The sequence below is a fragment of the Caballeronia sp. INML3B genome (genome assembly GCF_023631305.1).
GTDB classification, from domain to species: Bacteria; Pseudomonadota; Gammaproteobacteria; order Burkholderiales; family Burkholderiaceae; genus Caballeronia; species Caballeronia turbans.
Genome location: NZ_JALQDI010000051.1, coordinates 105,788 through 132,697, shown reverse-complemented (window position 1 = coordinate 132,697; position 26,910 = coordinate 105,788). Strand labels below are relative to the sequence as shown.

The window sequence follows — 26,910 nt, the reverse complement described above, 5'->3', positions numbered from 1 at the left end:
CGCGGCTCTTCAACGCGCGACCGTCAGCGACGACAGGAGTTTCAGCAGGCTGTCCACATTCACTGGCTTCACGAAGTGATAATCGAAGCCTGCAGATTGCGCGCGCAACCGGTCTTCCGCCTGTCCATAGCCCGTGATCGCGATCAGCATGGGCGTCGTGTCGCCTTTGCGACGCAGGCGCCGCGCGAGTTCATAGCCGTCGATATCGGGCAGGCCGATATCGAGCAGCGCCACATCGGGCTGAAAGTGCGGCGCGGCCTCCAGCGCTTCCGTCGGCGAGTACGCGACACGCGCGACATGTCCTTCCGATTCACACAGCATCGCGAGCGAATCGGCGGCATCGCGGTTATCGTCGACGACGAGAATGCGCAGCGCCGCGCGCGTCTCGCGCATGCTCGTCTCGGAGAGCGCGAGCGCCGAATGCCTTTCGTGATGATGCAATCGCGGCAGCCGCACGGTGACGGTCGTGCCCAGTCCCGGTCCGGGGCTTTGCACGGTGATCGTGCCTTTATGCATCTCGACGAGCTTCTTCACGAGCGACAGCCCGATGCCGAGGCCGCCGTTCGAGCGGTCGAGCGTGCGCTCGCCTTGCGAGAAGAGCTCGAATACTTTCGGCAGGAGATCGGCCGAAATGCCGGTGCCCGTATCGGCGATGACGATCGACACCCATGCCTCGTCCGCCTGCACGCTCACGGTGATGCGGCCTTGCTCGGGCGTGTACTTGCTCGCATTGTTGAGCACGTTGACGAGGATCTGCGAGAGGCGTGTGGGATCGCCGCATACCCATGTGGTGGCATCGGATACATCGACTTGAATGGTTTGCGAGCGCGACTCGACCATGCCCGCGATCGCCTCGACCGCGTGATACACGGCCGTGCCGACCAGAATCGGTTCGGTTTGCAGCGCGATGCGTCCCTGCGTGATACGCGAGACTTCCAGCAGGTCGTCGACGATGCGGGTCATGTGCTCCACTTGCCTGCGCATCAGGTCGGTCAGCTCACGCAGATGCGTGTCGCCATCCTGATCCTTCTGCATCAGCGCGAGGGCCGTGCGCAGCGGCGCAAGCGGATTGCGCAGCTCATGCGCAAGCATCGCGAGGAACTCGTCCTTGCGGCGTCCCGCTTCACGCAGCATCAGCTCCATGTGCTTGCGTTCGGTGATGTCGATCACGCTGCCGATGATGCGCAGCGGCTTGCCGTCCTTGCTGCGCTGGAGCAGGGCGCTGCCTTGCATCCATTGTTCGCCGTGCAGGTTGCGCACGCGAAACTCGAAATGACCCTCGGGGTTTTCGCCTGCCGCAATGCTGCGCACATAGCGGTCGAGCGTCGCACTGTCGTCGGGATGCACGCGGGCGAGTGCTGCGTCGTAGCTGAGCGTTTCGGTGATCTGGCGCTCGCCGCCGGTTTCGAGAAAGAGCGTCCACGTCTCGAGTTCGAGCGATGCGATATGAATCTTCGCGGCCTGCATCGCCACCGTCAGGCGCAGGCTGCGCGCTTCGATCGCGGCCTGCGCTTCATAGCGCGGCGTGACGTCGGTTGTCGTGCCGAACCATTCCTGCAAGTTGCCCTTGTCGTCGTAAAGCGGCGCCGCGTGCGCCTCCACCATGCGATAGAGTCCGTCACGCCGGTACATGCGGAAGGTGAGCGTGCGCGCGGCGCCTTCGCGCAGTGCGTCGAGCCATGCCTGATGCGTGCGCTCGCGATCATCCGGATGGATGTAGTCGAGCCAGCCCCCGCCGGACAGCACGTCCGGCGACTTGCCCGTGAACTGCTCCCATTCGCCGCCCGAAGCACGAATCCCGCCTTTCGCATCGGCGGACCAGACGAGCGCACCCGTCGTTTCGACAAGCGCGCGATAGCGCCTTTCCGACAGACTGAGGCGTTCCTCGTCGGCGCGCTGCGCGCTGATGTCGAAGCTCACGCCATACACGCGAGCGAGCACGCCATGACGGTCGAACTCGGGATGCCCGCGCATGCGCAGCCAGCGTTGTTGTCCCTGATCGCCTTCGAGCATGAAGTCGAACTCGAACGGGCCGCCGTCACGCAATGCTTCCGTGAGCTTGCGCTGAAACGGCTCGCGGTGTTCGGGCGCGACGCGGTCCCATACTTCCGAAAGGAGCACCGCGTCGGTGCCGGGTGGAAAGGAGTAGAGCGCGGCGAGCTGCGCGGTCATGCGCACGACACGCGTCTTCATGTCCCATTCCCATGCGCCCATGCGTGCGCCGGCGAATGCGGCCTGCAGTCGCCGCTCGCTCTCCTCGTACATCGCCCAGGCGTGACGGCATTCGTGGATGTCGATCGCGACGCCGACCGTATCGCTGATTTGTCCTTCCTCGTCGCGCCGCGCCTGAAGATGCAACGTGTGCCAGCGAAACGCGCCATCGTTGCGCAGAAGGCGCACGTCGACATTGCGGAGAAGCGTGCCGTCGCGCATTTGCCGCAATGCGTCGAGCACCGGCGGGATGTCGTCGGGGTGGACAAAAGCATTCCAATGCCGCCCGACCAGTTCCGGAAAGGGGATGCCGAGATAGCGGCACGCCCACGGATTGGCGTATTGAATCACTCCGTCTCGCGTCGCGCGCCATACGAACGATGGCAAAAAGTGAGCAGGATCGTACATGGGCGTCGTGCTTCCTTATTCCGGCGAGGCGCGTCGCCGGGCGCGGCTTCGAACGCTGCAACAGTTTCGGAATACCATACAACAAAAGCGCTCGACAACGCCGCGAAGTGCCATTGCAGATTTCATACGAGCGAGCGTCGTATGTAATTCGTACGTGCGGACCGCCGATTCATCTAACGAATAACCCGCGGCCCGCGAAGACTACCCCGCTTCCCCGACGTCCTTCGGATTCGGCAGCTTGGTGTTATTGCCTTCGTCGGTACGCTTCGGCGGCTCCGGTTCGTTTTTCATTGAATCCTTTTGTTCGTCGGACAGACGGCGATCCGCCACGTTCGGATCGTCGGGTGTCTGCTTCGGTGGCGTCGGACGATCGGCTGGTTCGTTCATGAAAGGCTCCTTGTCGTCATCGTCGAACTGAATGCGACAAGCGAACGCATCGTGCGTGCCCGGCCTCATCAGGCATAGGCGATGCTGCGTTCGGCTCCATGCGTGATTTCACAGCCATATCGAGCAGCCTTCTGTTCACGCCGCTTATGCCGGATACCAACCGAACGCTCATCCGTTTTGCCGCCCTTGCATGCGCGACGTTCATGTCGTTGCATGGCTTTGCGGCGTCGATCACTTCCACACCGTATGGCGCGACGCAGCAAGGGCAAGCGGTCGTTCAATACACGCTCTCGAATGCGCGGGGCGTGTCTATGAACTGCGTCACCTATGGCGGCATCGTGACGCGAATCGATGTCCCCGACCGGCGCGGGCGTCGCGCGGATATCGTGCTCGGCTTCGGCTCCCTCGGCGACTACGAGAAGTACAACGGCAAGATTCACTTCGGCAGTCTGATCGGGCGCTATGCGAACCGCATCGCCGATGGCCGGTTCGAGCTCGACGGACGCAGCTACAAGCTGCCCGTCAACGAGCCGCCGAATACGTTGCACGGCGGCCCGCACGGCTTCGACGAAAAAGTCTGGACCGTGGTCAGGACGTTTCAGGGCGCGCAGCGCGCGGGCGTGCAACTTCGTTATGTGAGTCCCGATGGCGAGAACGGTTTTCCCGGCACGCTCACGGTCGATGTGACCTACACGCTTACGGACGACAACGAAGTGCGCATCGACTATCGCGCTAAGACGGACAAGTCGACAGTCCTGAACCTCACGAACCATAGCTACTTCAACCTGGCGGGCGAGGGTAGCGGCAGTGTCGAAGGGCAACTCATCATGATCGCGGCATCGAGCTATACGCCGACGCGTGCCGATTCGATTCCGACCGGCGAGATCATGAGCGTCGAGAATACGCCGCTCGATTTGCGCGCGCTGACACCGATAGGCGCGCGGCTGCGTTCGTCGAATCAGCAGATGCGTTATGCGCACGGCTACGATCACAACTGGAAGCTCAACAAGAACGGACAGCGCAATGGCGAGCCGAGCTTCGCGGCGCGCGCCTACGATCCGTCGAGCGGTCGCGTGCTGGATGTCTACACGACGCAGCCGGGCCTGCAGTTCTACACGGGCAATGGGCTCGATGGCAGCGCCATCGGCACGTCGGGTACGGCGTACCGGCAAACGGATGGCTTCGCGCTCGAAGCCGGGCATTTCCCGGATTCGCCGAATCGTCCGGCGTTCCCCTCGACCGCACTCAAGCCGGGTGACGAGTATCACGAAATCACGGTCTGGAAATTCGGCGTGCGTTAGGGTCAAAGGCCGGGAAGATCGGTCGGGTCCACTTGTGCGCCCGGCATGCCTTTCGTTTGCGCGCTGACGGCAAGCTCATGCCGCAACGTCGCGCGGCGTTGCGCCGAGGGCCGCGCGTGATGCGCATTGTCGAGTGCGGGAATCGCATAGTCGTTCACCATCTGGCGGAACGTCTGGAGATTCTTCGCATCGCGCAGGCCGCCGGCGACGGACATGATGCTCGTCATCACGATCACCGTATTTCGTTCGGGCAGCACCGTGATGAATTTCCCCTTGAAGCCCATCGCATCGAATTCCGGCTCTTTCTGCACGATGTTGTTGATCCACCAGTAATAGCCGAAGTACGGCGCGACACCGGGCGACGTCATCTGCGTGATCCATGTTCGCGGCACGATCTGGCGCCCTTGCCAGCGGCCGTGATCGAGCACGAGCATGCCGATCTTCGCCATGTCGACGGCGCGCAGCCGCAAGCCCCATCCCGCCGACACGAGTCCCGAACGGTCTGTGCGCGCCCATACCGCGTGCTTCATCCCGAGCGGGCCGAAGAGATGGGCCTGTGCGTATTTCTCGACGGGCTCATGCGCTGCGGCGCTCAACATCGCGGCGGCGAGGATCGGGTTGATGTCGGTGTATTCGAACGCTGAGCCGGGCTCGGCCTTGGGATTCGTTTCGGCCGCGAGCTTCAAACGATCGGGCGCGGCGTAGTAGATCGGATCGTCTTTCGGCTTGAAGTCGTAGTGCAGGCCGCTCGACATCGAGAGCACGTGCTTCAGTTCGATGTTGCGCTTGTCGGCGAGCTCGGCGCGCAAGTCGGGTCGCCACGCGGCGAGCTTCGTTGCGACGGAATCGTCCAGACTGACCTTCCCCTCGCCGATGAGCATGCCCGCGACCATCGACGTCACCGACTTCGTGACCGAGTACAGCTCGTAGTTCGAATCGCGGGATGCGCCCGCGCCATAGCGCTCGAAAATCAGCTTGCCGTCTTTCACGACGAGCAGGCTGTACACATCGAGCTTCTGCTCGCGAATCCATTGCGACAGGCGCACGAGTCCATGCGAATCGACGCCCGCATCTTCCGGCGATGCCTCGGCGAGACCCGTCTCACGCAGCGGCGCGTCGGCCTGGGCGTTCGAGATCGACATCGCGACGATAGCCGGCGCGATGCACTTGAGCAGCGAGCGTAGAGTCATGGATCAGGTCTCGGGTGCGTCGTTGAATGCGGCTGCGGTGCCGGGCACGCCCTGTGTCTTGTTGCTGCGTTCGAGTTCTTCGCTGAGCGCCTCGGTCTTCGCGGCCGTCACGGCAGGACGCGTCGTCGGTGTCAGCGCGGGCAAGATGAAATCGTTCACCATGCGGCGGTATTGATTGAGATAAGTGGCGTCGCGCAATCCGCCATCGGTCGGCAAGAGGCTCGTTATTACGACGACCGCATGTTGCTTCGGCAGGACCGTGATGAATTGCCCCTTGAAGCCCATCGCGCCGAATTCAGGCTGGCCTTTCTCGACGACATGCTGAATCCAGCAGTAGTAACCATAATCGGCGGCGGCGGGCGAGGGCGTCGTCATCTGTCTGATCCACGCCTGCGGCACGAGTTGTTTGCCTTGCCAGCGGCCGTTGTCGAGCATGAGCATGCCGATCTTCGCCATGTCGACGGCGCGCAGCCGCAGGCCCCAGCCGCCCGCGACCGCGCCGGTCTCATCGACGCCGGTCCAGCGGTAATGCGACATCCCGAGCGGCTCGAATAGCTTCTTCTGCGCGAAACGATCCTCGCGTTCGTGTGCCGCGACGCTCACGGCCGTGCCGACGAGTACCGGGTTCACGTCGATGTAATCGAAGTCCGTGCCCGGCGTCTTTGCGGCCTTCGCCGTCACCGCGACACGCAAACGATCCGGCGCGCCGTAGTAAAGCGGGTCGGTGCCTTCGCGCGCCTGATAACTGAGGCCGCTCGACATCGACATCAGATGACGCAATTCGATGCTCTGCTTGTCGGCGAGTTGAGCGGCGAGATCGGGCCGCGCTTTCGCGATGAGCGGCGCAGCTTTCGTCGACGGACTCAGCTTGCCTTCGCCTTCGAGCACGCCGACGAGCAACGAAGTGATTGTCTTCGTGACTGAATACAGCTCGTAGTTGTTGTCGCGCGTGAGACCATCGCCATAGCGCTCGAACACGATCTTGCCGTCCTTCACGATGACGAGGCTGCGCACATCCATGTTGTCCGCGCGTATCCATTCCGACATGCGTACGAGCGGCGCTGAATCGACGCCGACGGATTCCGGCGCGACGCTCGGCATATCTTTTTCCGCGGCGTGTGCGCTCATGCAGAACGCCGCAGCGGTCAGTGACAACAAACGCATCTTCATCGCTTTCGCCTTCATTCGAGATTGGGTTTGCCGGCTGGCTGAAAGCGACCGCGTCCACTCTGCACGTTCAGAAGCCTGCCGTCTTCGACGAGCAGTTCGCCGCGCGAGAAGCAATGACGCGGCCATCCCGTCACTTCGATGCCTTCATAAGGCGTGTAATCCACCGCGTGATGCAGCGACGCGTTCGCGATGGTCACGCGCTTCTCCGGGTCCCACACGACGATGTCCGCATCCGCGCCCACCGCGATGGTGCCTTTCTTCGGATACAGGCCGTATAGCTTTGCGGGCGCGAGCGACGTGAGTTCGACGAACTGATGCAACGAGATGCGTCCTTCCTTCACGCCCTTGAAGAGCAGCGGCAAGCGCGTTTCGAGGCCGGGAATGCCGTTCGGAATGTGATCGAACGACACTTCCTTGCCGCCCGGCTTCTTGCCCTGCGGATCGTCATAAGAGAAGGGCGCGTGATCGGACGAGACGAGCGAAAACACGCCTTGGCGCAATGCTTTCCACACCGCGTGCTGATTCGCGGGATCGCGCGGCGGCGGGCTGCATACGCACTTGGCGCCTTCGTATCCGCCGTGGCCGAGATCGTCGGCGGTCAGGTACATGTACTGCGGACAGGTCTCCGCGAGAATCGGCAACCCGCGCGACTGGCCCCAGCGAATCTGTTCGATCGCATCCGCGCCCGATACATGCACGATCAGAATCGGCACGTCGACGAGTTCCGCGAACGCAATCGCGCGATGCGTCGCCTCGCGTTCCACGACGGCGGGCCGCGCGAGCGCATGGGCGTGCGGCGCATGCAAACCATTTCCTAACAGGCGTTCGGTCAGCCAGCCGATGCAGTCCGAGTTCTCCGCATGCACCATCACGAGCGCGCCGTGCTCGCGTGCGACCGTGAGAACGTCGAGCATCTGACGGTCATTGAGCTTGAGATCGTCGTAAGTCATATAAACCTTGAACGACGTGTAGCCGTTCTTGATCAGATGCGGCAACTCTTCTGCGAGCACGTGCGGCGTCGGATCGGCGACGATCAGATGAAAGCCGTAGTCAATGACCGCGCGGCCTTCGGCGCGGCGGTGATAATCGTCGACGGCCGCTTGCAGGGATTGCCCCTTGGCTTGCGCGGCGAACGGAATCACGGTTGTCGTGCCGCCGCATAGCGCGGAGCGCGTGCCGCTGAGAAAGTCGTCGGCCATGCGCAGGCCGTCGGGCATCGGCTGATCGAGATGACAGTGACCGTCCACGCCGCCCGGCAACACCAGCATCCCGCTCGCATCGAGCTCGCGCGGCGCGTCGGGCAGGCCATGCCCGAGCATCGCCACGCGGCCGTCGCGAATGCCGATGTCGCACGAAAACCGGTCCGACGCGGTGACGACGTCGGCGTGACGGATCACGAAATCGAGTTCGTTCGACATGGCCTGTCTCCTTAGACGACTTCGCTGAAGAGACGTCCCCAGCCCTTGACGCTGCGCGTGTCGTAATCGGCGAGCTGCAGCGATTTCCATACGACGGTCGTGATCGTGTCGTAGATCGGAATGCCGGTTTCTTCTTCGAACTCGGGCACGAGATGCGCGGCGTTCAGGTTGGTGCAGAAGATCGAAATCGCGCGCGGCTTGTCCTTCGCCACTTCGCGCACCATGCGGCGGATTTCATCGGGTTGAACTTCCGAGAACGAGAAGTTGGCCTTCAGGTTCAGATGCCGCTCGGCGATGCAGTTCAGGCCAACGCTCCGATAGTTCGCGATGATCTTCTCCTGCACGTCGTCGAGATACGGCGTGACGAGACCGAATTCACGCGCATCGGTCTTCTTCAGGATTTCGTTCAATGCGAGCACGGAGGTCGTCGCGGGAATGCCCGTCGCTTCCGTGATGCGCCGGCACAGACGCTCATCGGCTTCGAAGCCGAGCCAGCCCGACGATGTGCCGTTCCAGGCGATCACGTCCACTTTTGCATCGGCGAGCAATTGCGCCGCCTGCAGGATCTTCGAATCGTCGAACTGGCCGAGCGCCTGATCGGAGAGGGAGATCTCCGTGACCGGAAAGCGCGCGAAATGCGCGGAGACGCCTGGCAGGTTCGAAACCATCGCGCTCGTCAGCGGTTCGAGGGACGTGTTGGACGAGGGCGTGAGCATGCCGAGCAAGGTACGTTTTTTCATCGTGATGTCTCTGTGTGAATTGAGCGAAGCGTTGCAGCGTGAACTGCCGATTCCACTCAGACGGGAATCTTCTTTTCGTAATCGATGGCGCTCGAGCACACGAGCAAGCCGATGCCGGCCGCCGCGAAGAACATCAGCGCAAGGAAGTAGGAGTGCGTGAGCTGCACGATCGCGCCGACGATGATCGGCACCGCGATGCCGCCGATGTTGCCGCCGAGATTCATGAAGCCGCCGAGAAAGCCGATCTTGTTGCGCGTGCCGAGCGACGACGGAATGCACCAGTAGAGACCGCACCAGCGCAGGAAGAAGAGCGTCGTCGAAAGCAGGGCGACGACCGCGACCGCATTCGTCACATACGCCACCGAGAAGATCGACACGGTCGCGATGACCGCCGCGATGCCGAAGAGCGTGCGCATCACGACATTCGGACGCCCGCCCGCGGCCTTCCACTTGTCCGCGATCCATCCGCCGATCAACTCGCCGATGAAGCCGCTGAAAAAGATGATGAAGCTCGAGCCGCCCATCTGCTTGATGTCGAAACCGTGGACCATGTGCAGGTAGTTGGGCATCCACGTGAGCAGGCCGTAGAACACGCTGTTGAAACACATCCAGCCGAAGAACATGCACCACACCGAGCGGTACTTGAAGAAATCGCGCGTGCGGCCCGAGAGCGACGACGGCTCGGCGGCGGCGTCGCGGGCATGCGATTCCTCGATATAGGCCGCTTCGAGTTCGTTCACGCCCGGGTGCTCGCGTGGTGTATTGCGTACATAAAACCAGGCGAGGATGCCCGCGAGGACCGTGCCGACGCCCGCCACCGCGAATGCGAGCCGCCACGAGCCGAGCATCGCGATCAGCCCGGTGATCAGAATCGCGCCCAGCGCCGCGCCGAGCGGTGCGCCGCCGTCGAGCAGCGTCGCGCCGCGGCCGCGCTCGGTCTGCGTCATCCAGATCGCGTTGAGCTTGCCGCCGGCCGGATAGATCGGCGCTTCCGACGCGCCGAGTCCGAGACGCGTGAGCAGCAGGCCTGGCGCATTGGTGCAGACGGCGGCGATCGCCTGGAAGAAACCCCAGAACACGGTCGCGGATGCGATCACGACGCGCGGCTTAAAGCGGTCGGCGAGCATGCCGCCGGGAATCTGCATCACCGCGTAGGTCCAGAAGAAGGAGGAGAGGATAAGCCCCTCCATCGCCGGGCCGATATCGAACTCCTTGGAAATGAGCGGCATCGCGACGGACAGCGACGCGCGGTCGATGTAGTTGATCGCGATGAGGCTCAGCATGACGACGAAAATCTTCCAGCGAACGGTGGATTTGCCCACCGTCAATGCGGCAACACCGGATGTTGAAGACATGAACGGGCTCCTGGATAAGCGGATGTTTTCGTGACGTCGCGCAACGTTGGACAGAGTATAGGATTAGAAATTTATAATTACAAACAGTGTAAACGATTGGTTTTATTGAAAATTAACGAGGTAAATGTTGGTGCAGGGTTTTCACCAACTTCGTGATAAGCTTGCACTGCAATGAACCAGACCATCAAAAGCCCCCTCCTTTTGCGCACTCGCGGCATGGCTGCGGAGATCGCCGCGCGCCTGCGCGACATGATCGACGAGGGCGAATTGCCGCCCGGCGCGCGCATCGACGAAAAAGAACTGAGCAGCGCGTTCGACGTCTCGAAGACGCCCTTGCGCGAGGCGCTGAAGGTGCTGGTGTCGGAGGGGCGCGTGACGCACCGGCAGTACATCGGGTATCGCGTCGCGGAGATCGATCTCGATGATCTCGCCGCCACCTTCGAACTGCTTCACGGCCTCGAAGCGATGGCGGGCGAACTGGTCCGGCAGCGCATCACGAATGCGCAAATCGCGGCAATCGCGGCGAAGCACCGGCGCATGGTGGAGTGTCACGACGCCGGCAAGCGCGTCGAGTATTTCAAGCTGAATCAGCAGATTCACCAAATGATCGTCGATGCCGCCGACAATCCCGTGCTCGCGAGCGTCTATTCGACGTTGATGTCGAAGGTGCATCGGGCGCGCGGCGCGGCGAATGCGGACACGCTGCGCTGGGCCGAATCCGCGAGCGAGCACGAAGCCATTCTGGCCGCGCTCGAGGATCCCGCGCGCGATGGCTTGCCGGCGGTCCTGCGCGAGCATTCGGAGAACACGGCGCGCGAAGTGCTCGCCGTCCTCGAACGCGCAAAGCGCGATGCGCCGGCTGCGCGCATCGGCGATCTCGCGCGCGAGGAAGCGTCGGGCTGAACGCCCGAACGCCTGAAACGTCCTTACGCCAGCACGCTCCACAACACGAGCGTCAGCACGAGTCCCACCACCGAGACGATCGTCTGCAACACGGACCATACCGCGACCGTGCGCTTCAGCGTGAGCCCGAAGTATTCGCGCACCATCCAGAAACCCGCGTCGTTGACGTGGCAGAAGAATACCGAGCCCGCGCCGATCGCGAGCGCCATCAGCGAGTTGTGCGTCGCCGTGAGTCCGCTCACGACGGGCGCGACGATGCCCGCGGTGGTCGTGGTGGCGACGGTCGCCGAGCCCGTCGCCTGACGCAGCGCGACCGCGATCAGCCATGCGAGCAGGATCAGCGGCAGATGCGTGCCCACCGCGATCTTGCCGATAGTCGCGCTGATGCCCGCGTTGACGAGCATTTGCTTCAATCCGCCGCCCGCGCCGATGGTGAGCAGGAGCGCCGCGATCGGCGGCAGGCTCTTGCGCAGAATGCCGCCCACGCGCTCGCGCGCCATGCCGCGCGACCAGCCGAGCATCACGATCGCAAAGAGCACCGTCAACGCCAGCGCGACGAGCGGCTCGCCGACGAAATCGAGTGTGTTGTAGAGCAGCGTGTCTTTCGTGAGCGCGAGCTTGGCGACGGTGCGGCCGAGCATCATCACGACGGGCAGCAGGATCGTCACGAGCGAGATCGCGAAGCCCGGCGTCGCTGCACCGTCTTCATGCGCGGTGAAAAGTTTGCCCATTTCCTCGGGCTCTTCGATATGCAGCCGTTTCGACAGCCAGATGCCATAGAGCGGCCCGGCGAGCATCACGGCGGGCAGCGCGACGATGAGGCCCAGTCCGAGCGTCAGGCCGAGATCGGCATGCAATGCGCTCACCGCGATCAGCGGACCGGGATGCGGCGGCAGCAACGCATGCAGCGTCGTCATGCCGGCAAGCGCGGGAATGGCGATACGCAGGATCGGCTGCTTCGCGCGACGCGCCATCACGAAGATGATCGGCACCATCATCACGAGCCCGACTTCGAAGAACAGGGGCAAGCCGACGATGATCGCGACGAACGCCATCATCCACGGCAGGCGGCGCGGCGTCGAATGATCGAGCAGCGCGGTGACGAGCCGGTCGGCCGCGCCGGACTCGGCCATCAGCGCGCCGAGCATGGCGCCGAGCGCGATGATGATGCCGACGTCGCCGAGCAGTGCGCCAGCGCCCTTGCTGAACGCTTGCGCGATTGCTTCGAGCGGTTGATGCGCGGCGAAGCCCGCCGCGAACGTGCCCACGAGAATGGACAGGAACGGCGCGAGCTTGAGCACGCTGATGGAAACGATGATGATTGCGAGGCCGAGCGCGCAGGCGATCAGCAGTTGCGTGTCGTGGGCAGACCAGGGAGTTAGGGTTGTGGGATTCACGGTGACCTTGAGCTGACGCGCATCGTCTTGAATGCCGATGCGATTACGTGGAGCTTTCGAGTCCCGCGCATGACCTCGCGCGTGCTGGCGAAGCATGCGCGGGACGCGAAGCCCCGTCGTAATAGCACTTTTCGGGACGACGGTCAAAAACGACCGCGCGTCGATCGTGCTCTCTCAGGCTGGCCTTTCAATCGACTTGCCGCTGATGGCTGGCATCTTGCGTTTTGCATTCGGAATGCCGTCTTGTGTCTTGCATTCCGCATGCATATCCGACGAAAAATCACGCCGCGGCCTTGTCAGGTCCGGCGGCGCGATCCTGTGCGAGAAGATCGAGCAGCCGCAGCACGCGAGCGCGCTGCGTGGATACGAGATCGCTTTCGTCGCCGAGCGCGGCGAGTCGCTTTGTCCAATAGGCGCGATCGAGACAGGCGAACGCCTTCGGATCGCTCGCCCGCGCGAGCGAACGGACCATACGCTCGAGATGATCGAGCTGGGCGTCCGCGACGCGCGCGGGCTTGAGCGCCGCTCGCGTGGCTTCCGCTTCGCGCCTGGTTCGCAAAACTTTCGACTTTTCCATTTGACGCCCCGAAACGTCTTTTCTTGCTGCATACGGCTGTGTTTTTGATCTTGTCAGCCGTAAACCGTATGAGTGAGAGACAGCGATGTGACAGCGGGATGACGGCAAGGAATCGCCGACCTGAACCGCCCGCGACGCCGCACACGCTGCTCCTCAATCAGCACGATATACCGGCATTTCGACTACGCTTTACCATGCGTCTCACCGGGCGGCGCCTCGTGTGCGCGCCACCGATCGAAAGGACTCTTTGGACCGACATCGACTCCCATGCCCGCCGATTCCGATCCGCCCACGCTATTCACGCGCTTCTCGACGGAGGCAGTGCCGCGCGAGCGCCAGTTGCTCGCATGGCGCGATCGCGTCGGGCATGTCGTCGATGTCCTTCCCGACAACGATCAGATCGCGCGCGGCTTTGCGGGCAGCATCGACCTGCATGCGGCGGGAGGGCTCGTGTTCACTGAGGCGCGCACCGATGCGCTGGTGCTCGAGCGCTCGATCGCGCGCGTCTCGACCGATACCCGTCGCGATTTCGCGTTTCACGTATATGCCGAAGGCGAGTGCGGCCATGTGAGCGGCCTGAGCGTGAAGCGCAGTGCGCCGGGCTCGGTGCGCGGCATCGTCGCGTTCGATCTGAACCAGCGGTTCCGCGTCGAACGCCCGGCATGCCGCGTGTTGACGATGTTCGCGCCGCGTTCGGTCGTGGCCGCGCATACCGCTGACTGCGATGCGCTGCATGGCCGCATCCTGCCCGAGGACGCGCCGCTCGCGCGCTTCGTTTGCCAGCATTTCGATGCCACCGCGCGCGCGCTGCCGGCGCTGAAACGGCCTGATGCGATCGACGCGCTCGAAGCCGGCGCGCGACTGCTGCTCGCGGCATTCGCCGACAAGCCGCATGCGTTGCACGATTCACGCGCCGCGCTGCAAACGGCCGTGAAAGGCCAGGTGAAGCGTTATGTCGAGACGCATCTTCATGAAGCCGATCTCACGCCGATGAAGATCGTCGACGCACTCGGTCTGAAGCGTGCGACGATCTATCGATGGTTCGAGCAGGAAGGCGGCCTTGCCGCATACATTCGACATCGCCGCCTGCGCGAGGCGGCCGATGAACTGGCGCGCTTCCCGAACCTCCAGATCGCCGATATCGCATTCGGCCTCGGCTTCAAGAGCGCATCGGATTTCACGCGGGCGTTTCGTCGCGCGTTCGACGTGAGTCCGCTTGAGATGCGTCTGCGCGCGCTGGATCTGTTGCGCGCGGCGGCCAACGATCCCGTCATGCGCATGCACGCCGCGCATTCGAGGGGCGTTCGGGGAAGCGGCTGAGCGCGAAGAGCGTCACGCAGTTCGCCGCGAGCAGATACCAAGCGGGCGTCATGACATTGCCGGTCGCGCCGATGAGCCAGGCGACGGCGAGCGGGGAGAATCCGCCGAAAATGACGACGCCGAAGGTGTAGATGACCGAGAGGCTCGCTGCGCGCCGATGCTTCGGAAAGGCTTCGAGCATGAGCACCGAACCCGCACCCGCGTTGTTCAGCGCGATGGCGACATAGAGCAGGATGATCACGAGCGCGAGCGTATCCGGTGCGCCTTGCGTGAGCGCATGAAACGCGGGATATGCCGTCGCGAGCGCGCCGATGAGCGATGCGTATTGCAGCGTCTTGCGGCTCATCAGGCGATCGGCGGCGAGCGCGACGAGCGGCGTGACGATGAGGATCACGAGACCGGAGAGCGATGCGATCAGGAAGCTGATCGCGGGTGGCCGGTGCAATGTGTGCGTGAGATAGCTCGGCATGTACAGCACGGCAATGTAGATGCTCGACGAAGGCGCGGCCATCATCAGGATGCCGCAAATGAGAGGCCGTGCGTGCTCGCGAAGCACGATCGCGAGCGGCGTGCGTGCGGCACGTGTCTTCGCCGCCGACGCGTGGCCCGGCATGCGCCGGAGAAACCAGCCGAGCGGTGCGATCAGTCCGCCGATGACGAAGGGCACGCGCCATCCCCATTGCATGAGTTGCTCCTGCGACAGCAGCGCGGACGTGCATGCGCCGACGAGCGCCGCGGCGCATGCGGCGGCGCCTTGGCTCGCACCGCGCCAGCTGACCATGAAACAGCGCCGTTCGTAGGGCACGGACTCCATCAGCAGCGCCGATGCCGGGCCGATCTCGCCGCCCGCCGCGAGTCCTTGCAGAAGCCGCGCGAACACGATAAGCACGGTCGCGCTCGCACCGATCGCCGCATGCGTCGGCAGACATGCGATCAGCCAGGTGCCCGCCGCCATCGACGCGATCGACAGCCGCATGCCCGCCTCGCGGCTGCGCCGGTCCGCGTATCGGCCGATCAGCATGGCACCGAGCGGACGCATGACGAAGCCCGCGCCGAAAGTTGCGAGCGAAAGCAATAGGGATGAAGCGGCGTCGTGCGCGGGAAAGAAGAGCCGTCCGATGATCGCCGCGGAGAAACCATACACGGTGAAGTCGTAGGCGACGAAACCGTTACCGATCACGGTCGCGACGATGATGCGGGTCGGATTCGCGGACGCGTTTTGATGTTCGGATTGAGTCATGAATGAACGGAGGTTGATGCAGTCGGATCCGGCTTCCGATATTAACGGCTGCATTGCTCAGATCTTTTGGCGCATCGTCGTGATCGTCACGAACATAGGCGCGTGATATACGATCACCTTTTCCGCACCTTTCATTTAATCGCCTTCATGGATGACGCCACGCGCGAATTCGACCGGCTGCGCCCTCGTCTGCAGGGCATCGCATATCGCATGCTCGGTTCGGTCGCCGAGGCGGAAGACATCGTGCAGGATGTATGGCTGCGCTGGCATGCGGCGGCGCGCGAAGCTATCGATAATGCGGAAGCATGGCTCGTCGCCGTCACGACGCGCCATTCCATCGACCGGCTGCGCGCCGCGAAACTGCAGCGCGAACATTACGCGGGCATCTGGCTGCCGGAGCCGCAAATCACCGAGCCGCCCGCGACGCCCGAAGAAGTCACCGAGCGTGCGGACGATGTGTCAGTGGCGTTTCTGATGCTGCTCGAACGCCTGAGCCCCGAAGCACGCGCGGCGTTCCTGCTGCGCGAGGTCTTCGACGCCGATTATCCCGAGCTCGCGCGCATCATCGGCAAGACGGAGGCCGCGTGCCGTCAGCTCGTGAGCCGTGCCAAAGCGCAATTGCGCGAGGCGCGCCCGCGCCAATCGGTGCCGCGCGAGATTCACAGGCGTTTGCTGCGCGCATTCGCGCATGCGATCGAACACGGCGATTTCGCGGCCATCCACGCGATGCTCTCGGAAGACGCGACGCTCGTCGGCGATGGCGGCGGTCGCGTGCAGAGTTTCCCGGAGCCGCTATTCGGCGGCAAGCGCATCGCGCAGCTTTTCTATGCGGCGTTCCTGCGCTATGGAAAGGGCGTGCGTCTCGACCTCGTCATGCTCAATGGCGAATGGGCGTTCTTGCGCTTCATCGACGGCAAGCTCGAATCCGCGCAGACATTCGACATCGAAGACGAGCGCATCGTGCGAATTCAGGTGCAACGCAACCCGGACAAGCTCGAACGCATCGCGGCGCGTTACGGCAATGCGTAACGCCTGCCACTTTGATTGATGCGCGCGAAGCAATAGCGTGCGCACGATCCCGCGCCTACCGCGAAAAGGCGCGCAAACTTACGATGACATCCATGCCGGCCACGGGTTGCCGGCGATATTTTCAACCAGGCATGGAGTCATCATGACGCAGCGAATCAACTACATTCAACAATCGCCCGCACTGTTCAAGAAGTTCTATGAGTTCAGTCAGGCGGTGCAGGAGTGCTCGATCGAACAGACGACGCGCGATCTCGTCACGCTTCGCGCATCGCAGATGAATGGCTGCGCCTTCTGCGTCGATATGCACGTGAAGGAAGCGAAGATTCACGGCGAGCGCGAACTGCGCACGCATCATGTGGCGATCTGGCGCGAGTCGACGCTATTCTCGCCACGCGAACGGGCCGCGCTCGCGTGGACCGAAGTCCTGACGCGCATTCCCGAGCACGGCGTGCCCGACGAACTCTATGCGCGCGTGCGCGAACAGTTCTCGGAAAAGGAACTGTCCGACCTGACCTACGCCATCATGGCGATCAACGGATGGAATCGCGCGAATGTCGCGTTCCAGACGGTGCCGGGTTCGTCCGACAAGGCCTTCGGCCTCGACAAGTCGAACCTCTCGTAATGTGCTCGCGCCGTCATTCGATCATGGGAGAACGATCATGCACAGCATCAAACGGGTGGGACTTACGCTCGTCTTCGGATGCGCGGCGCTCGTCGCGGAGACGGCGCAGGCCGCGCCAGAGGCCATCGTCAAGGAGCTCATGACGAAGCCGCTGCCCGAATCTCCGGGCAAGGAAGCGCTGATGATCAGCGTCGAATATCCGCCGGGCGCGGTCGATCCGGTGCACCGCCATGACGCGCAGGCGTTCGTGTATGTGCTCGAAGGCACGATCGTCATGCAGCTTCAGGGCGGCAAGGCCGTGACGCTCAAGCCCGGCGATACCTTTTATGAAGGCCCTGACGATATCCACACTGTAGGTCGCAACGCCAGCAACACGAAGCGCGCGAAGTTCATCGTGCTGCTTCTCAAAGACAAGGGCAAACCGGTTTTGACGCCGGTGAAATAAAAAATCCGGCATGGCGTGTCACAAAGCGCAGGGCATGAACGTCTAGTGAGACAGAACCACTACGTTTCGTGCCGCCATGCCATCTGAACTCGTATGTCACTCGGACGATTCGCTCGCGTATAGCTTCGTGGCGAGTTATGCGGGCGTCGTTTCATTTCTTGCCGTTGCCAATGAAGGCAGCTTCGCCAAAGCGAGCGATCGCCTGGGCATCGGGCGGTCCGCCGTCAGCCGCAACGTGCAGAAGCTGGAAGCACAGCTCGATGCGCGTCTCTTTCTTCGCACCACGCGCAGCACGTCGCTCACGCGCGAGGGTGAACTCTTCTACAAGAACTGTCAGCCGGGCGTGGAGCGCATCGTGCAGGCGCTCGAGGACATGCGCGAACTGCGCCACGGCCCGCCCCGCGGACACTTGCGTATTGCGTCCGCGCCGGGGTTCGGCCGCAGAGTCGTCGCGCCGCTTCTGTCAGGCTTCAATGCGCGCTATCCGGAGATTGCTCTGGAACTCGTCCTGAACGATCGCCCTTGCGATTTCACGGCCGACCGTGTCGACGTCGCATTTCGCGATGGTCATATGGAAGACAGCGAAGTCGTCGCGAAGCAATTGATTCCGATGCAGATGGTCGTGTGCGCATCGCCCGAGTATGCGCGTGAGCACGGCTTGCCCCGTCATGTCGAGGAACTCGAAAACCATCGCTGCATCAACTTCCGTACGTCGGCAGGACGTATCGCCGACTGGGAATTCAAGGTAGACGGCTTTACGCACAAACGCTCGCCCGCCGCGAGGCAAACGTTCAACGACATCGACCTGATGTTGCAAGCGGTGCTCTACGGGCAGGGCATCGCGCAACTGCCTGCCTATCTCGTGTGCGATTCGCTCAAGGCGGGGCGCCTCGTCATCTGTCTCGCGCAACATGCGCCCGATGACGGCGGCCACTATCTCTGCTATCTCAGCCGCAAGCATTTGCCCGCACGGGTGCGTGTATTCGTCGATTACATGACCGAGCATACGCGCACGCTCGATCTGCATTGCCTCACGACGAGCATGACGAACACAAACGCCTCGGCGCTCGCGATCGCCGATTGATGCAACGGAGGCAACACTGCGCGTACGGTGACGGCGCTAGCGGACGCGTGCGCGCACACCTACGGTGCATCACGCGCGGGAGGTTCGTCGGTGAACGGTGTTGTCGAGATCGCGGGTCCGGACAGGTCGCGTCTGTCCGATCTGATGCAGCGCTATTTCAAAGTAACGGGCGATGCAAGAACGGTCTTCGCCGACGAGAGCGCGCTCTACTTCGGCGCGCAACTCGCAGCGGACACGCTGCTGCCAGGCGGACAAGCGCATCTCGGCACAATGTATTTCGATGCCTGGTTCGAGCGAAGCCAGAGTCGGACGCAAACGGCGCATTGAGCGATCTCTGTCGTCATCGCTGATAGAAGAGGTCGTCATGGAGCCACTGCATCCGCCGCCCGTTGGCCTGCTCGACAAGTATGAAGGGCGCGACGTGCAGCCGCTTTATTCGACGACGGCAATCTCGACCTCGACTTGCGCATGTCGAAAACGCTTGGCGGGCCCGGCGGCGGTACGAACCCCGAGCAATTGTTCGCCGCAGGCTATGCCGCGTGCTTTCATGGCGCGCTCGTATTGCTCGCGGCGCGCGCGGGCATCGCGGTGGAGGGCGCAAGCGTGTCGGTCACGGTCGAATTCGGCCGCGATCCAATGGACGGCCTCTTCGTGCTCACCGCGCACGCGCGCGTTCAGATGCCCGCTATCGACCGCACGACGGCGGAGGAACTCGTGTGCAACACAGAGCGCTTTTGCCCTTATACGAAGATGGCGCATAAGGGCATCGTCAATATAGTTGCGCTTGCAACCGAAAGCGATGCCACGACTCATTCTGCCGGCACGCGCGCCGTCTGATCCATTTCGCTTGCCTGACGCGACGCATCGCGCCGGCTCAACGCGCCCAATGCCAACGCGGCAACGGCTGCCGGAACGGCGAGCAGCGTGAAGACCGCGCCGAATTGCAGGCCCATGCTCATGAGAAGACCGCCGGTCATCGCGCCCGCGACCGCGCCCATGCGTCCTATGCCGAGCATCCATGCCACGCCCGTTGCGCGGCTTCGCGTCGGATAGAACGATGCCGCGAGTGCAGACATCGACGTGACCGCGCTCGTCACCGCTGTTCCCGTCAGGAAGATGAGCACCGCGAGCCAGAACTGATCCGCGACGCCGCGTCCGATCGTCAGCACGAGTGCCGCCGCGAGCACATAGGCGCATGCGTTGACGCGTCGCGGATTGGCCTTGTCCATCACCCAGCCGAGAGACAGGTTGCCGAGAATGCCGCCGAGCGGAAATAGCGACGTCGTGAGCGCCGCGCGTTCGGCGGAGAAGCCTGCGTCTTTGAAGAGCGTCGGCAGCCAGTTGGTCAGCAGATAGAAGATCAGCAAGCCCATGAAATAGGCGAGCCATAACATGGATGTGCCGAAGCGATAGGGCCGCGAAACGATGAGTCCAAGCGCGGACTGGTCCGCGCCGCCGGTGCGCGTATCGGCGGCAGTGAATGTGACGCGCTCGCCTTCGGCAAGACGTGCATCGTTCGAGATACGCCGCAAGACGCGTGCGATTTTCTGCGCGGAGTGTCTTCTCACGACCATGAATTGCGCGGACTCGGGCAGCAGAAAGAGCAGCAGCACCGTGAGCACGATCGGGCCGAGGCCGCCGGCGACGAGCACGCTCTGCCAGCCGAAATGCGGAATGAGCCACGCGGCGCACAGTCCGCCGATCGAAAGGCCCACTGAGAAGCCGCAGAACATCGTGTTGACGACGACCGCGCGAATGCGTGCGGGCGCATATTCCGCCATCAGCGTGACGGCGTTGGGCATTGCCGCACCGAGGCCCAGGCCGGTGAGAAAGCGCCACGCGGTCAGCGTTTCGACCGAGCTTGCTTGCGCCGACGCGAGACTCCACACGCCAAAGAAGAACACGGAAAGCGCGAGCACCGCCTTGCGCCCGATGCGATCGGCAACCGGTCCTGCCGCGAGCGCGCCGATACCGAGACCCACGAGCGCCGCGCTCATCACGGGTCCCAACGCGGCGCGCGTGATGCCCCAATCGCCAATCAACGAAGGCGCGATGAAGCCGACCGCCGCCGTGTCGAAGCCATCGGCCGCGACGACCAGAAAGCACAGGATCAGAATGACCCATTGATACGGCGAAAAGCGTTCGCCGTCGATGAAGCTCTGGACCTCGATGGTCCCGAAGTTCTTTTCCATGCCGGTATGTCTCCATTCATTTATCTAAAAGCAGTCGCGAGGATGCGGCCTTCTTCGTGCCGCAATGCCGCGCTTCAACGCACAGCGGGCGAGAGACTCTTGAACTCGACGCGCCTGATGATGCGGCTCTCCTGTGCGACGATCAGATGCGCGGACGCTTGCAGATAAGCAGGCCATTCGGGATCGTTGTCGCGAGCGGTGCGCCGCTCGTCGTAATCTGCGATGCTCTCGTATCCCCATAAATGCACGACCTGATTCAACGCACCGATGTCGCTCATGTAGAAGCCCACAGGCACGCCGAGGTACCTGAGCTGAATCGGCATCGCCAGATGATCGAACACGTCGATGAATTCAGCCATTCCGCGCGGCTTGATAGTGTAGATGCGGTGATCGATGAATGGCTTGCTCATGCTGCGCTCCTCAATTCGCTGGAATTAGCGCGCTCGTCGATGCGGCCCGCGAGATGTAGTCCGGTGAGATAACCGAAGGTCATGATCGGGCCGAGCGTGATGCCGGCGCCCGGATAGTTGCCGCCCATGACGCTCGCGCGATCGTTGCCGACGGCATAAAGCCCCGGAATCGGCTCGCTGCCTTTGAGTACCTGACCGTGAGGATTGGTCGCGATTCCGTCGAACGTGCCGAGGTCGCCCATCACGATCTTGAGCGCGTAATACGGGCCATCGCCGATGGGCGCGACGCAAGGATTCGGCTTGTGCGAGGGATCGCCGAGATAGCGGTTGAACGAAGTCGTGCCGCGGCCGAATGCGGTGTCCTGGCCTGCCACGGCGTCGCGGTTGTAGTCGCGCACGGTGGCTTCCAGCGCAGTTGCATCGATGCCTGCGCGCCGCGCGAGTTCTGCAAGCGTGCGGCCTTTGACGAGATAGCCGCTCTTCAGATGAGGACCGAGCGGAATCGGCGCGGGCTTCGCGAAACCGAGACCGTATTTGCGAATCGTCTTGTGATCGCAGACGAGCCACATCGACGTTTCTTTATCATCGCGGCACGCTTCGATCATCGCCGCGCCGACATCGTGATAAGAGTTCGATTCGTTGGTGAAACGAACGCCGTCGCGCGTCACGCCGATCACGCCCGGCTTGTAGCGATCGAGCAGATGCGGAAACACGCCGTATTTGCCGCCTTTCAGCGGCACGCGCGAGACGGGCATCCACGCGGCGGGCTGCGGATAGCGGATATCGACGCGGCCGCCCACGCGTTCGGCCATGCGTGCGCCGTCCCCGGTATTGCCCGCGGGAACCGGCGATACATGCTCGCTGCCGCGTCGCACATGGGGATACGCCTTTGCAATGCGTGCGACATCATGCGAGAAGCCGCCGCACGCAAGTACGACCCCACGCCGCGCGGTGATGCGCGTTTCGCTTCCATTCGCCATCACGATCGCGCCCGTCACGCGGCCCTTGACCGTACTGAGTTCCTTCGCGCCCGTGCGTGTATGAATTGGAATGCCGAGATCGAGTGCGGACTTGGCGAGGCGCGCGGCGAGGGCATTGCCGCTCGTGATCTGCACGCCGCGCTTATGCAGCGCGAGTTCCATGATATGGCTCGCGAGCCGCTTGGCGACATACCACGCCGACGCAAGCGATCTAGTCGCGTTGAAGAAGTGCTTGAGATCCGCGCTCGACGAATTGAACATCATGCCGATGAACGTGATCGTCTTGAGTGGCGGACGCAGGCGTGCGATGTCCCTGCCCAGCTCGCGCGCATCGAAAGGCTTTGCGACGACGGAGCGACCCACGTCGACGCCGCCCGGCGCATCTGGATGGTAGTCGGGGTAAAGCGTCGGCAGGAATTTCACCGACGTCTCGCGCTCGAAGAACTCAATCATGCGCGGGCCGTTGTCGAGAAATGCATCGACGGCTGCTTTGTCGTACATCGCGCCCGTTTCGCCACGCATGTACCGAAGCGCCGCTTCGCGCGTATCCTGAACACCCGCTTCCTTCGCGTGGCGATTACCGGGAATCCACAGCACGCCGCCGGAGAATGCGGTCGTGCCGCCGAAGTATTCCTCCTTCTCGACGACGATCACGTCGAGTCCTTGTTTCTTCGCTGTAATGGCCGTCGAAAGGCCGCCTGCGCCCGAGCCGATCACGAGCACATCGCAAGCGAGATCGGACGACCGCGTTACGGTAGTCATGGTGAAGTCCTTTGATTGGAAGCGGGCGCGTCGCGCACCCGTGAGATGAAAGGCCGTGTTTCAGGCGGTGCGCGGCGCCTCGAAGCCGGGACGCGGAACGAGGTCCATCAACATGCATTCGAAGCCGCCATCGACGGCAAGCTCCGCCCCGTTCACGTAGGCCGCGCGCCGGCTCGCGAGAAATGCAACTACCTCGGCGATATCGCGCGGCTCGCCGATGCGCCTGCTCGCGGTCATCGCGCTGCGGCGCGCTTCGACATCGCCTTGTTCATAGAACGCTTTCGAGAGCGGCGTGCGGATCATGCCGGGGCACACGGTGTTGCTGCGCACGCCACGCGCACCCCATTCGGCGGCGATCTGACGCGACAGCATTGCGATGCCGGCCTTGCTCGGGCTATATGCGCCGCTCCAGGTTTGCGGATGATGTGCCGCCACCGATGCGATATGCACGATGCTGCCGGCGCCACGCGCGAGCATGCCGCGACCGAATGCCTGCGCGCATAACATGTAACCGGTGAGATTGACGGCAAGCATCGCATTCCACCCATCGAGGCCGATATCTTCGATGCCGCCCGCCCTCAACAAGCCCGCGTTGTTCACAAGCACATCGACATGACCGAACTTCCGCTCGACCTGATCGCGCGCGCGGTTCACGCTCGCCGCATCGGCAATATCACACGCGATGGCAAGCGCATCGACTCCGCTTGCGCGCAGCGTGTCGGCCACTTCCATGCAGCCCGCTTCATCGCGATCCAGCAATGCGAGACGAGCGCCCGCATCGGCGAATGTCGATGCGATGGCGCGGCCTATGCCGCCCGCCGCACCCGTCACCACACACACGTTCGATTCGAGCCCGAGCCAATGCGGCGTATTGTGATCATGCGCGAGGTGATTAGTCATGCTTGTCTCCTGAGTCCATTCGATGCGAAGGCGACGATGGCCTTGCCTGTGAAAAAAGTATATTCACGGTCATGCACAAAAAATTGGACAAAGGCAGCAGACGACAGGACAATTTGTGCATGAGGAGACGCATGACATGAGGAAAATCCCTAACTACAACCTGTATGGAGAGTCGGCGCGCCCGCCGTGGTATGACGCGTTCAATTTCGAGTGGATCGCCGAGCGCAGCGCGCCGAACGACTGGCATATCGACGCGCATCGTCACGACGCGCTCTTGCAATTTCTGTACATTCGCGGCGGCGGCGGGCAAGTGCTGATCGAGAACAGCGTGATCGATATCTTGCCGCCCTGCGTCATCGTGCTGCCCGCGCAAACGGTGCATGGATTCAACTTCGCGCCGAACGTCGATGGTCTCGTTGTTACCGTCGCGCAAAGATCGATCGAGGCCCTCGCATCGATCGCAGCCCCGGGGCTCATTCCGGTGCTGCAGCGCGCGGGCCTCTCCCGTGTGAGCGCGCAGTCCGTCAAGGAAAGCGCATTCATGACGATCGTCGAATTGCTGGAAAAGGAATTTCGCGCGACGAACCGCGGGCACATGGCGGCGGGCATGTCGCTCCTGATTGCACTTTTCGTGCATGTCTCGCGGCTATGCGAGAGCACGTCCGCGCCGAACGTCGCATCGACGGAAAGACGCGCGCAACAGATCAGGCGCTTCAGGGAGCTGGTGGCCGCACACTTTCGCGAGCATCGCGCGGTGGATTTCTATGCGCAAAGGCTCGGCATGACCGTCACGCAGCTTGGACGTATTTGCCGCGAGGAAATATCGAGCTCGCCGCTTGCAATGATCAACGAGCATCTCGTGCGTGAGGCGCAGCGCGATCTCGTTTATTCGAGCATGTCGGTCAAGCAGATCGCGCATGGATTGGGCTTTGCCGATATCGCCTATTTCAGCCGTTATTTCCGCAAGCAGACCGGCGTCACGCCGACGCAGTTTCAGGCTCAGGCGCATAAGGCGCTCGCCATTCAATAGCCGACGCAATAGCGGCGTCGCCCCAATCCCGGAGGGTTGCCACCGCGGTGCAAGCATGCGATGCTTCGCCGTGCTGTGATTCAGTCAAAACAAGAACGGCACGAGCGAGACCAGTCCGGTTCACTCATCCTGATGAGGAGGGAGCATGATCGCACTGTCATCGTATCGCGCGGCGCACGAGGCGTCGCGGCGTTTCCAGTTCAAGGCACGCACAGCGTTATGCGGCTGGCTCGTCATGAGCGCGGCTGCGAACCTCGCGTATGCGGACGCGCAAACCGGTTATACGCTGCCGCCTCCGCCGAGCGAGTTATACGGCGATCTTTTCGTCGCCGTGCAGACGCAGGGCATCTATCCCGATCAAAAAACCTTCGTCGATGCGGTACCGAAGATCGATCCCGCGCAGATCGTGCAGGCCTATCATCAGCAGATGTCGGTGCCGGGCTTTTCGCTCAAGAACTTCGTCGGGCAGTACTTCACGCCTCCGACGGATCAGGTCATCACGCCGCCGCCGAATCAGACATTGCGAGAACATATCGACTGGCTGTGGCCCGAACTCACGCGTTTGACGACCACCGCCAACGTGCCGCCGAATAGCTCACTGATTCCGATGCCCAAGCAATATGTGGTGCCGGGCGGGCGCTTTCGCGAGGGCTATTACTGGGACACGTATTTCACGATGCTCGGCCTTCAGGAGGCCGGCCGCGAAGATCTCGTCGACGACATGCTCGATAACTTCGCGTATCTGATCGATACGATCGGACATATTCCAAATGGCAATCGCACGTACTATGTAAGCCGGTCGCAACCGCCGTTCTTCTCGTATATGGTCGAACTTGCCGCGCACAAAGAAGGCGGCCGGGTTTATCAGAAGTATTTGCCACAATTGCGCAAGGAGCATAGCTACTGGATGCAAGGCGCGAATACGCTGCAGCCGGGCGGTGCGGTGCGCAACGTCGTGATGCTGCCCGACAAGACCGTGCTCAATCGCTATTGGGACGAACGCGACACGCCGCGTGACGAGTCTTACTCGGAAGATGTAGCCACCGCCAAACAGGTCACGAGCCGTCCGGCGAACGAGGTGTATCGCGATCTGCGCGCGGCAGCCGAGAGCGGCTGGGACTTCAGCTCGCGCTGGTTCGGCGACAACACGACGCTCGCGACGATCCGCACGACATCGATCATTCCCGTCGATCTGAATAGCCTGATGTTCCACCTCGAAACGAGCATCGCGATCGGTTGCGGCGAGGCGCGCGATTTCGGATGCGTCGGCGAGTACATCGGGCGCGCGGCCAAGCGCGCGATCGCCATCAACAAGTATCTCTGGAACAAGAACGGCTATTACGGCGATTACGACTGGAAGCTCGGGCAACCGCGCAATAATCCATCAGCGGCGATGCTTTATCCGCTCTTCGCGAATGCGGCGTGGCCGGATCGTGCGCACAAGACAGCAGAGACGGTCGAAGCGATGTTGCTGAAGCCCGGCGGCCTCACGACGACCACTTACAACACGACGCAACAGTGGGATGCGCCGAACGGATGGGCGCCATTGCACTGGATCGCGGTGCAAGGCTTGAAGCGATATGGGCGCAGCGATCTCGCGCAGCAGATCGGTACGCGCTTTCTTGCCGACGTGAATAACGTCTACAAGACGCAGCAGAAGCTCGTCGAGAAATACATCGTCGAAGGCGAGGGAACGGGCGGCGGCGGAGGCGGCGAATATCCGCTGCAAGATGGCTTCGGATGGACCAACGGCGTCACGCTCAAGCTACTCGACCTCTACGCGCCGGGGCAATAAGACAGCGAAACGACGGCATCGCCGCGGCTCTTCATGCGGCGATG

The 26,910-nt window shown here is 62.6% G+C and carries 24 protein-coding genes and 1 pseudogene; 11 read left to right on the top strand and 14 right to left on the bottom strand.

From position 1 onward, the window contains the following. Nucleotides 1–9: 9 nt before the first annotated feature. Both NCS58_RS23370 and NCS58_RS23365 read right to left on the bottom strand, forming a co-directional pair. Complete coding sequence (locus tag NCS58_RS23370) at nt 10–2,619, bottom strand: PAS domain-containing protein (protein WP_250477688.1); 2,610 nt, start codon at nt 2,617–2,619, stop codon at nt 10–12. A gap of 201 nt (nt 2,620–2,820) precedes the next feature. Beyond that, entirely contained in the window at nt 2,821–3,006 is a 186-nt protein-coding gene (locus NCS58_RS23365) for a hypothetical protein (protein WP_061117276.1), read from the bottom strand. A 203-nt stretch (nt 3,007–3,209) separates the two neighbouring features. Here NCS58_RS23365 and NCS58_RS23360 point away from each other — a divergent pair, with 203 nt between their 5' ends. Then, nucleotides 3,210–4,307: an aldose epimerase family protein gene (locus NCS58_RS23360; RefSeq protein ID WP_250538891.1), complete on the top strand. Its 1,098-nt coding sequence runs from the start codon at nt 3,210–3,212 to the stop codon at nt 4,305–4,307. 2 nt (nt 4,308–4,309) lie between these two features. Here the strand turns inward: NCS58_RS23360 and NCS58_RS23355 are convergent, their stop codons facing one another. Genes NCS58_RS23355 through NCS58_RS23335 form a run of 5 tightly spaced genes read right to left on the bottom strand, consistent with a single transcriptional unit; the run spans nt 4,310 to nt 10,180 of the window. Next, nucleotides 4,310–5,497: a serine hydrolase gene (locus NCS58_RS23355; protein WP_061117131.1), complete on the bottom strand. Its 1,188-nt coding sequence runs from the start codon at nt 5,495–5,497 to the stop codon at nt 4,310–4,312. Between the two features lie 3 nt (nt 5,498–5,500). Further along, nucleotides 5,501–6,625: a serine hydrolase gene (locus NCS58_RS23350; protein WP_250477686.1), complete on the bottom strand. Its 1,125-nt coding sequence runs from the start codon at nt 6,623–6,625 to the stop codon at nt 5,501–5,503. A gap of 53 nt (nt 6,626–6,678) precedes the next feature. Next, nucleotides 6,679–8,085 (bottom strand): dihydropyrimidinase, encoded by a 1,407-nt coding sequence (hydA, locus tag NCS58_RS23345; protein WP_250477685.1) that lies wholly within the window; start codon nt 8,083–8,085, stop codon nt 6,679–6,681. A gap of 11 nt (nt 8,086–8,096) precedes the next feature. After that, entirely contained in the window at nt 8,097–8,825 is a 729-nt protein-coding gene (locus tag NCS58_RS23340; protein WP_061117128.1) for an aspartate/glutamate racemase family protein, read from the bottom strand. Between the two features lie 56 nt (nt 8,826–8,881). Beyond that, nucleotides 8,882–10,180, bottom strand: coding sequence for an MFS transporter (locus NCS58_RS23335; RefSeq protein ID WP_061117127.1), 1,299 nt, complete (start codon nt 10,178–10,180; stop codon nt 8,882–8,884). A gap of 216 nt (nt 10,181–10,396) precedes the next feature. On the opposite strand from NCS58_RS23335, the gene NCS58_RS23330 reads away from it, so the two are divergent. Then, on the top strand, nt 10,397–11,083 hold the full coding sequence (locus NCS58_RS23330; protein ID WP_086960854.1) for a GntR family transcriptional regulator: 687 nt from the start codon (nt 10,397–10,399) through the stop codon (nt 11,081–11,083). Between the two features lie 23 nt (nt 11,084–11,106). On the opposite strand, the gene NCS58_RS23325 is transcribed toward NCS58_RS23330, so the two are convergent. Then, nucleotides 11,107–12,480 (bottom strand): gluconate:H+ symporter, encoded by a 1,374-nt coding sequence (locus NCS58_RS23325; protein WP_250477684.1) that lies wholly within the window; start codon nt 12,478–12,480, stop codon nt 11,107–11,109. Between the two features lie 280 nt (nt 12,481–12,760). Continuing rightward, on the bottom strand, nt 12,761–13,057 hold the full coding sequence (locus NCS58_RS23320; protein ID WP_061117125.1) for a hypothetical protein: 297 nt from the start codon (nt 13,055–13,057) through the stop codon (nt 12,761–12,763). A 267-nt stretch (nt 13,058–13,324) separates the two neighbouring features. On the opposite strand from NCS58_RS23320, the gene NCS58_RS23315 reads away from it, so the two are divergent. Then, complete coding sequence (locus NCS58_RS23315) at nt 13,325–14,377, top strand: helix-turn-helix domain-containing protein (protein ID WP_061117124.1); 1,053 nt, start codon at nt 13,325–13,327, stop codon at nt 14,375–14,377. On the opposite strand, the gene NCS58_RS23310 is transcribed toward NCS58_RS23315, so the two are convergent. Beyond that, nucleotides 14,328–15,617 (bottom strand): MFS transporter, encoded by a 1,290-nt coding sequence (locus NCS58_RS23310; RefSeq protein WP_061117123.1) that lies wholly within the window; start codon nt 15,615–15,617, stop codon nt 14,328–14,330. The two genes, NCS58_RS23315 and NCS58_RS23310, sit on opposite strands and share 50 nt — an antisense overlap. A 147-nt stretch (nt 15,618–15,764) precedes the next feature. Between NCS58_RS23310 and NCS58_RS23305 the strand changes: the two genes are divergently transcribed. The 6 genes and pseudogenes from NCS58_RS23305 (at nt 15,765) to NCS58_RS23280 (ending at nt 19,634) form a co-directional block, all read left to right on the top strand. Continuing rightward, complete coding sequence (locus NCS58_RS23305; protein WP_061117122.1) at nt 15,765–16,646, top strand: RNA polymerase sigma-70 factor; 882 nt, start codon at nt 15,765–15,767, stop codon at nt 16,644–16,646. A 142-nt stretch (nt 16,647–16,788) separates the two neighbouring features. Continuing rightward, on the top strand, nt 16,789–17,268 hold the full coding sequence (locus NCS58_RS23300; RefSeq protein WP_061117121.1) for a carboxymuconolactone decarboxylase family protein: 480 nt from the start codon (nt 16,789–16,791) through the stop codon (nt 17,266–17,268). 37 nt (nt 17,269–17,305) lie between these two features. Continuing rightward, on the top strand, nt 17,306–17,713 hold the full coding sequence (locus NCS58_RS23295; protein WP_061117274.1) for a cupin domain-containing protein: 408 nt from the start codon (nt 17,306–17,308) through the stop codon (nt 17,711–17,713). Nucleotides 17,714–17,789: 76 nt separating this feature from the next. Continuing rightward, nucleotides 17,790–18,797 carry a LysR family transcriptional regulator gene (locus NCS58_RS23290; RefSeq protein ID WP_061117120.1) on the top strand — a complete coding sequence of 336 codons (1,008 nt, stop codon included), beginning with the start codon at nt 17,790–17,792 and terminating at the stop codon, nt 18,795–18,797. Nucleotides 18,798–18,887: 90 nt separating this feature from the next. After that, complete coding sequence (locus NCS58_RS23285; protein ID WP_061117119.1) at nt 18,888–19,124, top strand: hypothetical protein; 237 nt, start codon at nt 18,888–18,890, stop codon at nt 19,122–19,124. 37 nt (nt 19,125–19,161) lie between these two features. Beyond that, nucleotides 19,162–19,634 (top strand): annotated as a pseudogene (locus tag NCS58_RS23280) (Ohr family peroxiredoxin). On the opposite strand, the gene NCS58_RS23275 reads toward NCS58_RS23280, so the two are convergent. The 4 genes from NCS58_RS23275 to NCS58_RS23260 form a co-directional block, all read right to left on the bottom strand. Next, nucleotides 19,607–20,989, bottom strand: a complete 1,383-nt coding sequence (locus NCS58_RS23275; protein WP_061117118.1) for an aromatic acid/H+ symport family MFS transporter — start codon at nt 20,987–20,989, stop codon at nt 19,607–19,609. The pseudogene NCS58_RS23280 and the gene NCS58_RS23275 overlap by 28 nt on opposite strands. Before the next feature lie 74 nt (nt 20,990–21,063). After that, entirely contained in the window at nt 21,064–21,399 is a 336-nt protein-coding gene (locus NCS58_RS23270) for an NIPSNAP family protein (RefSeq protein ID WP_061117117.1), read from the bottom strand. Then, nucleotides 21,396–23,141 (bottom strand): FAD-dependent oxidoreductase, encoded by a 1,746-nt coding sequence (locus NCS58_RS23265; RefSeq protein WP_061117116.1) that lies wholly within the window; start codon nt 23,139–23,141, stop codon nt 21,396–21,398. Before NCS58_RS23265 ends, NCS58_RS23270 begins: the two co-directional genes overlap by 4 nt. 60 nt (nt 23,142–23,201) lie before the next feature. Then, nucleotides 23,202–24,041 (bottom strand): SDR family NAD(P)-dependent oxidoreductase, encoded by an 840-nt coding sequence (locus NCS58_RS23260; RefSeq protein WP_061117115.1) that lies wholly within the window; start codon nt 24,039–24,041, stop codon nt 23,202–23,204. Nucleotides 24,042–24,177: 136 nt separating this feature from the next. On the opposite strand from NCS58_RS23260, the gene NCS58_RS23255 reads away from it, so the two are divergent. Together NCS58_RS23255 and treA are read left to right on the top strand one after the other, a co-directional pair. After that, on the top strand, nt 24,178–25,071 hold the full coding sequence (locus tag NCS58_RS23255; RefSeq protein WP_061117114.1) for a helix-turn-helix domain-containing protein: 894 nt from the start codon (nt 24,178–24,180) through the stop codon (nt 25,069–25,071). Between the two features lie 145 nt (nt 25,072–25,216). Continuing rightward, the gene (treA, locus tag NCS58_RS23250; RefSeq protein WP_061117113.1) at nt 25,217–26,866 is read left to right on the top strand and encodes an alpha,alpha-trehalase TreA; all 1,650 of its coding nucleotides are present in this window, start codon (nt 25,217–25,219) and stop codon (nt 26,864–26,866) included. Nucleotides 26,867–26,910: the final 44 nt, after the last annotated feature.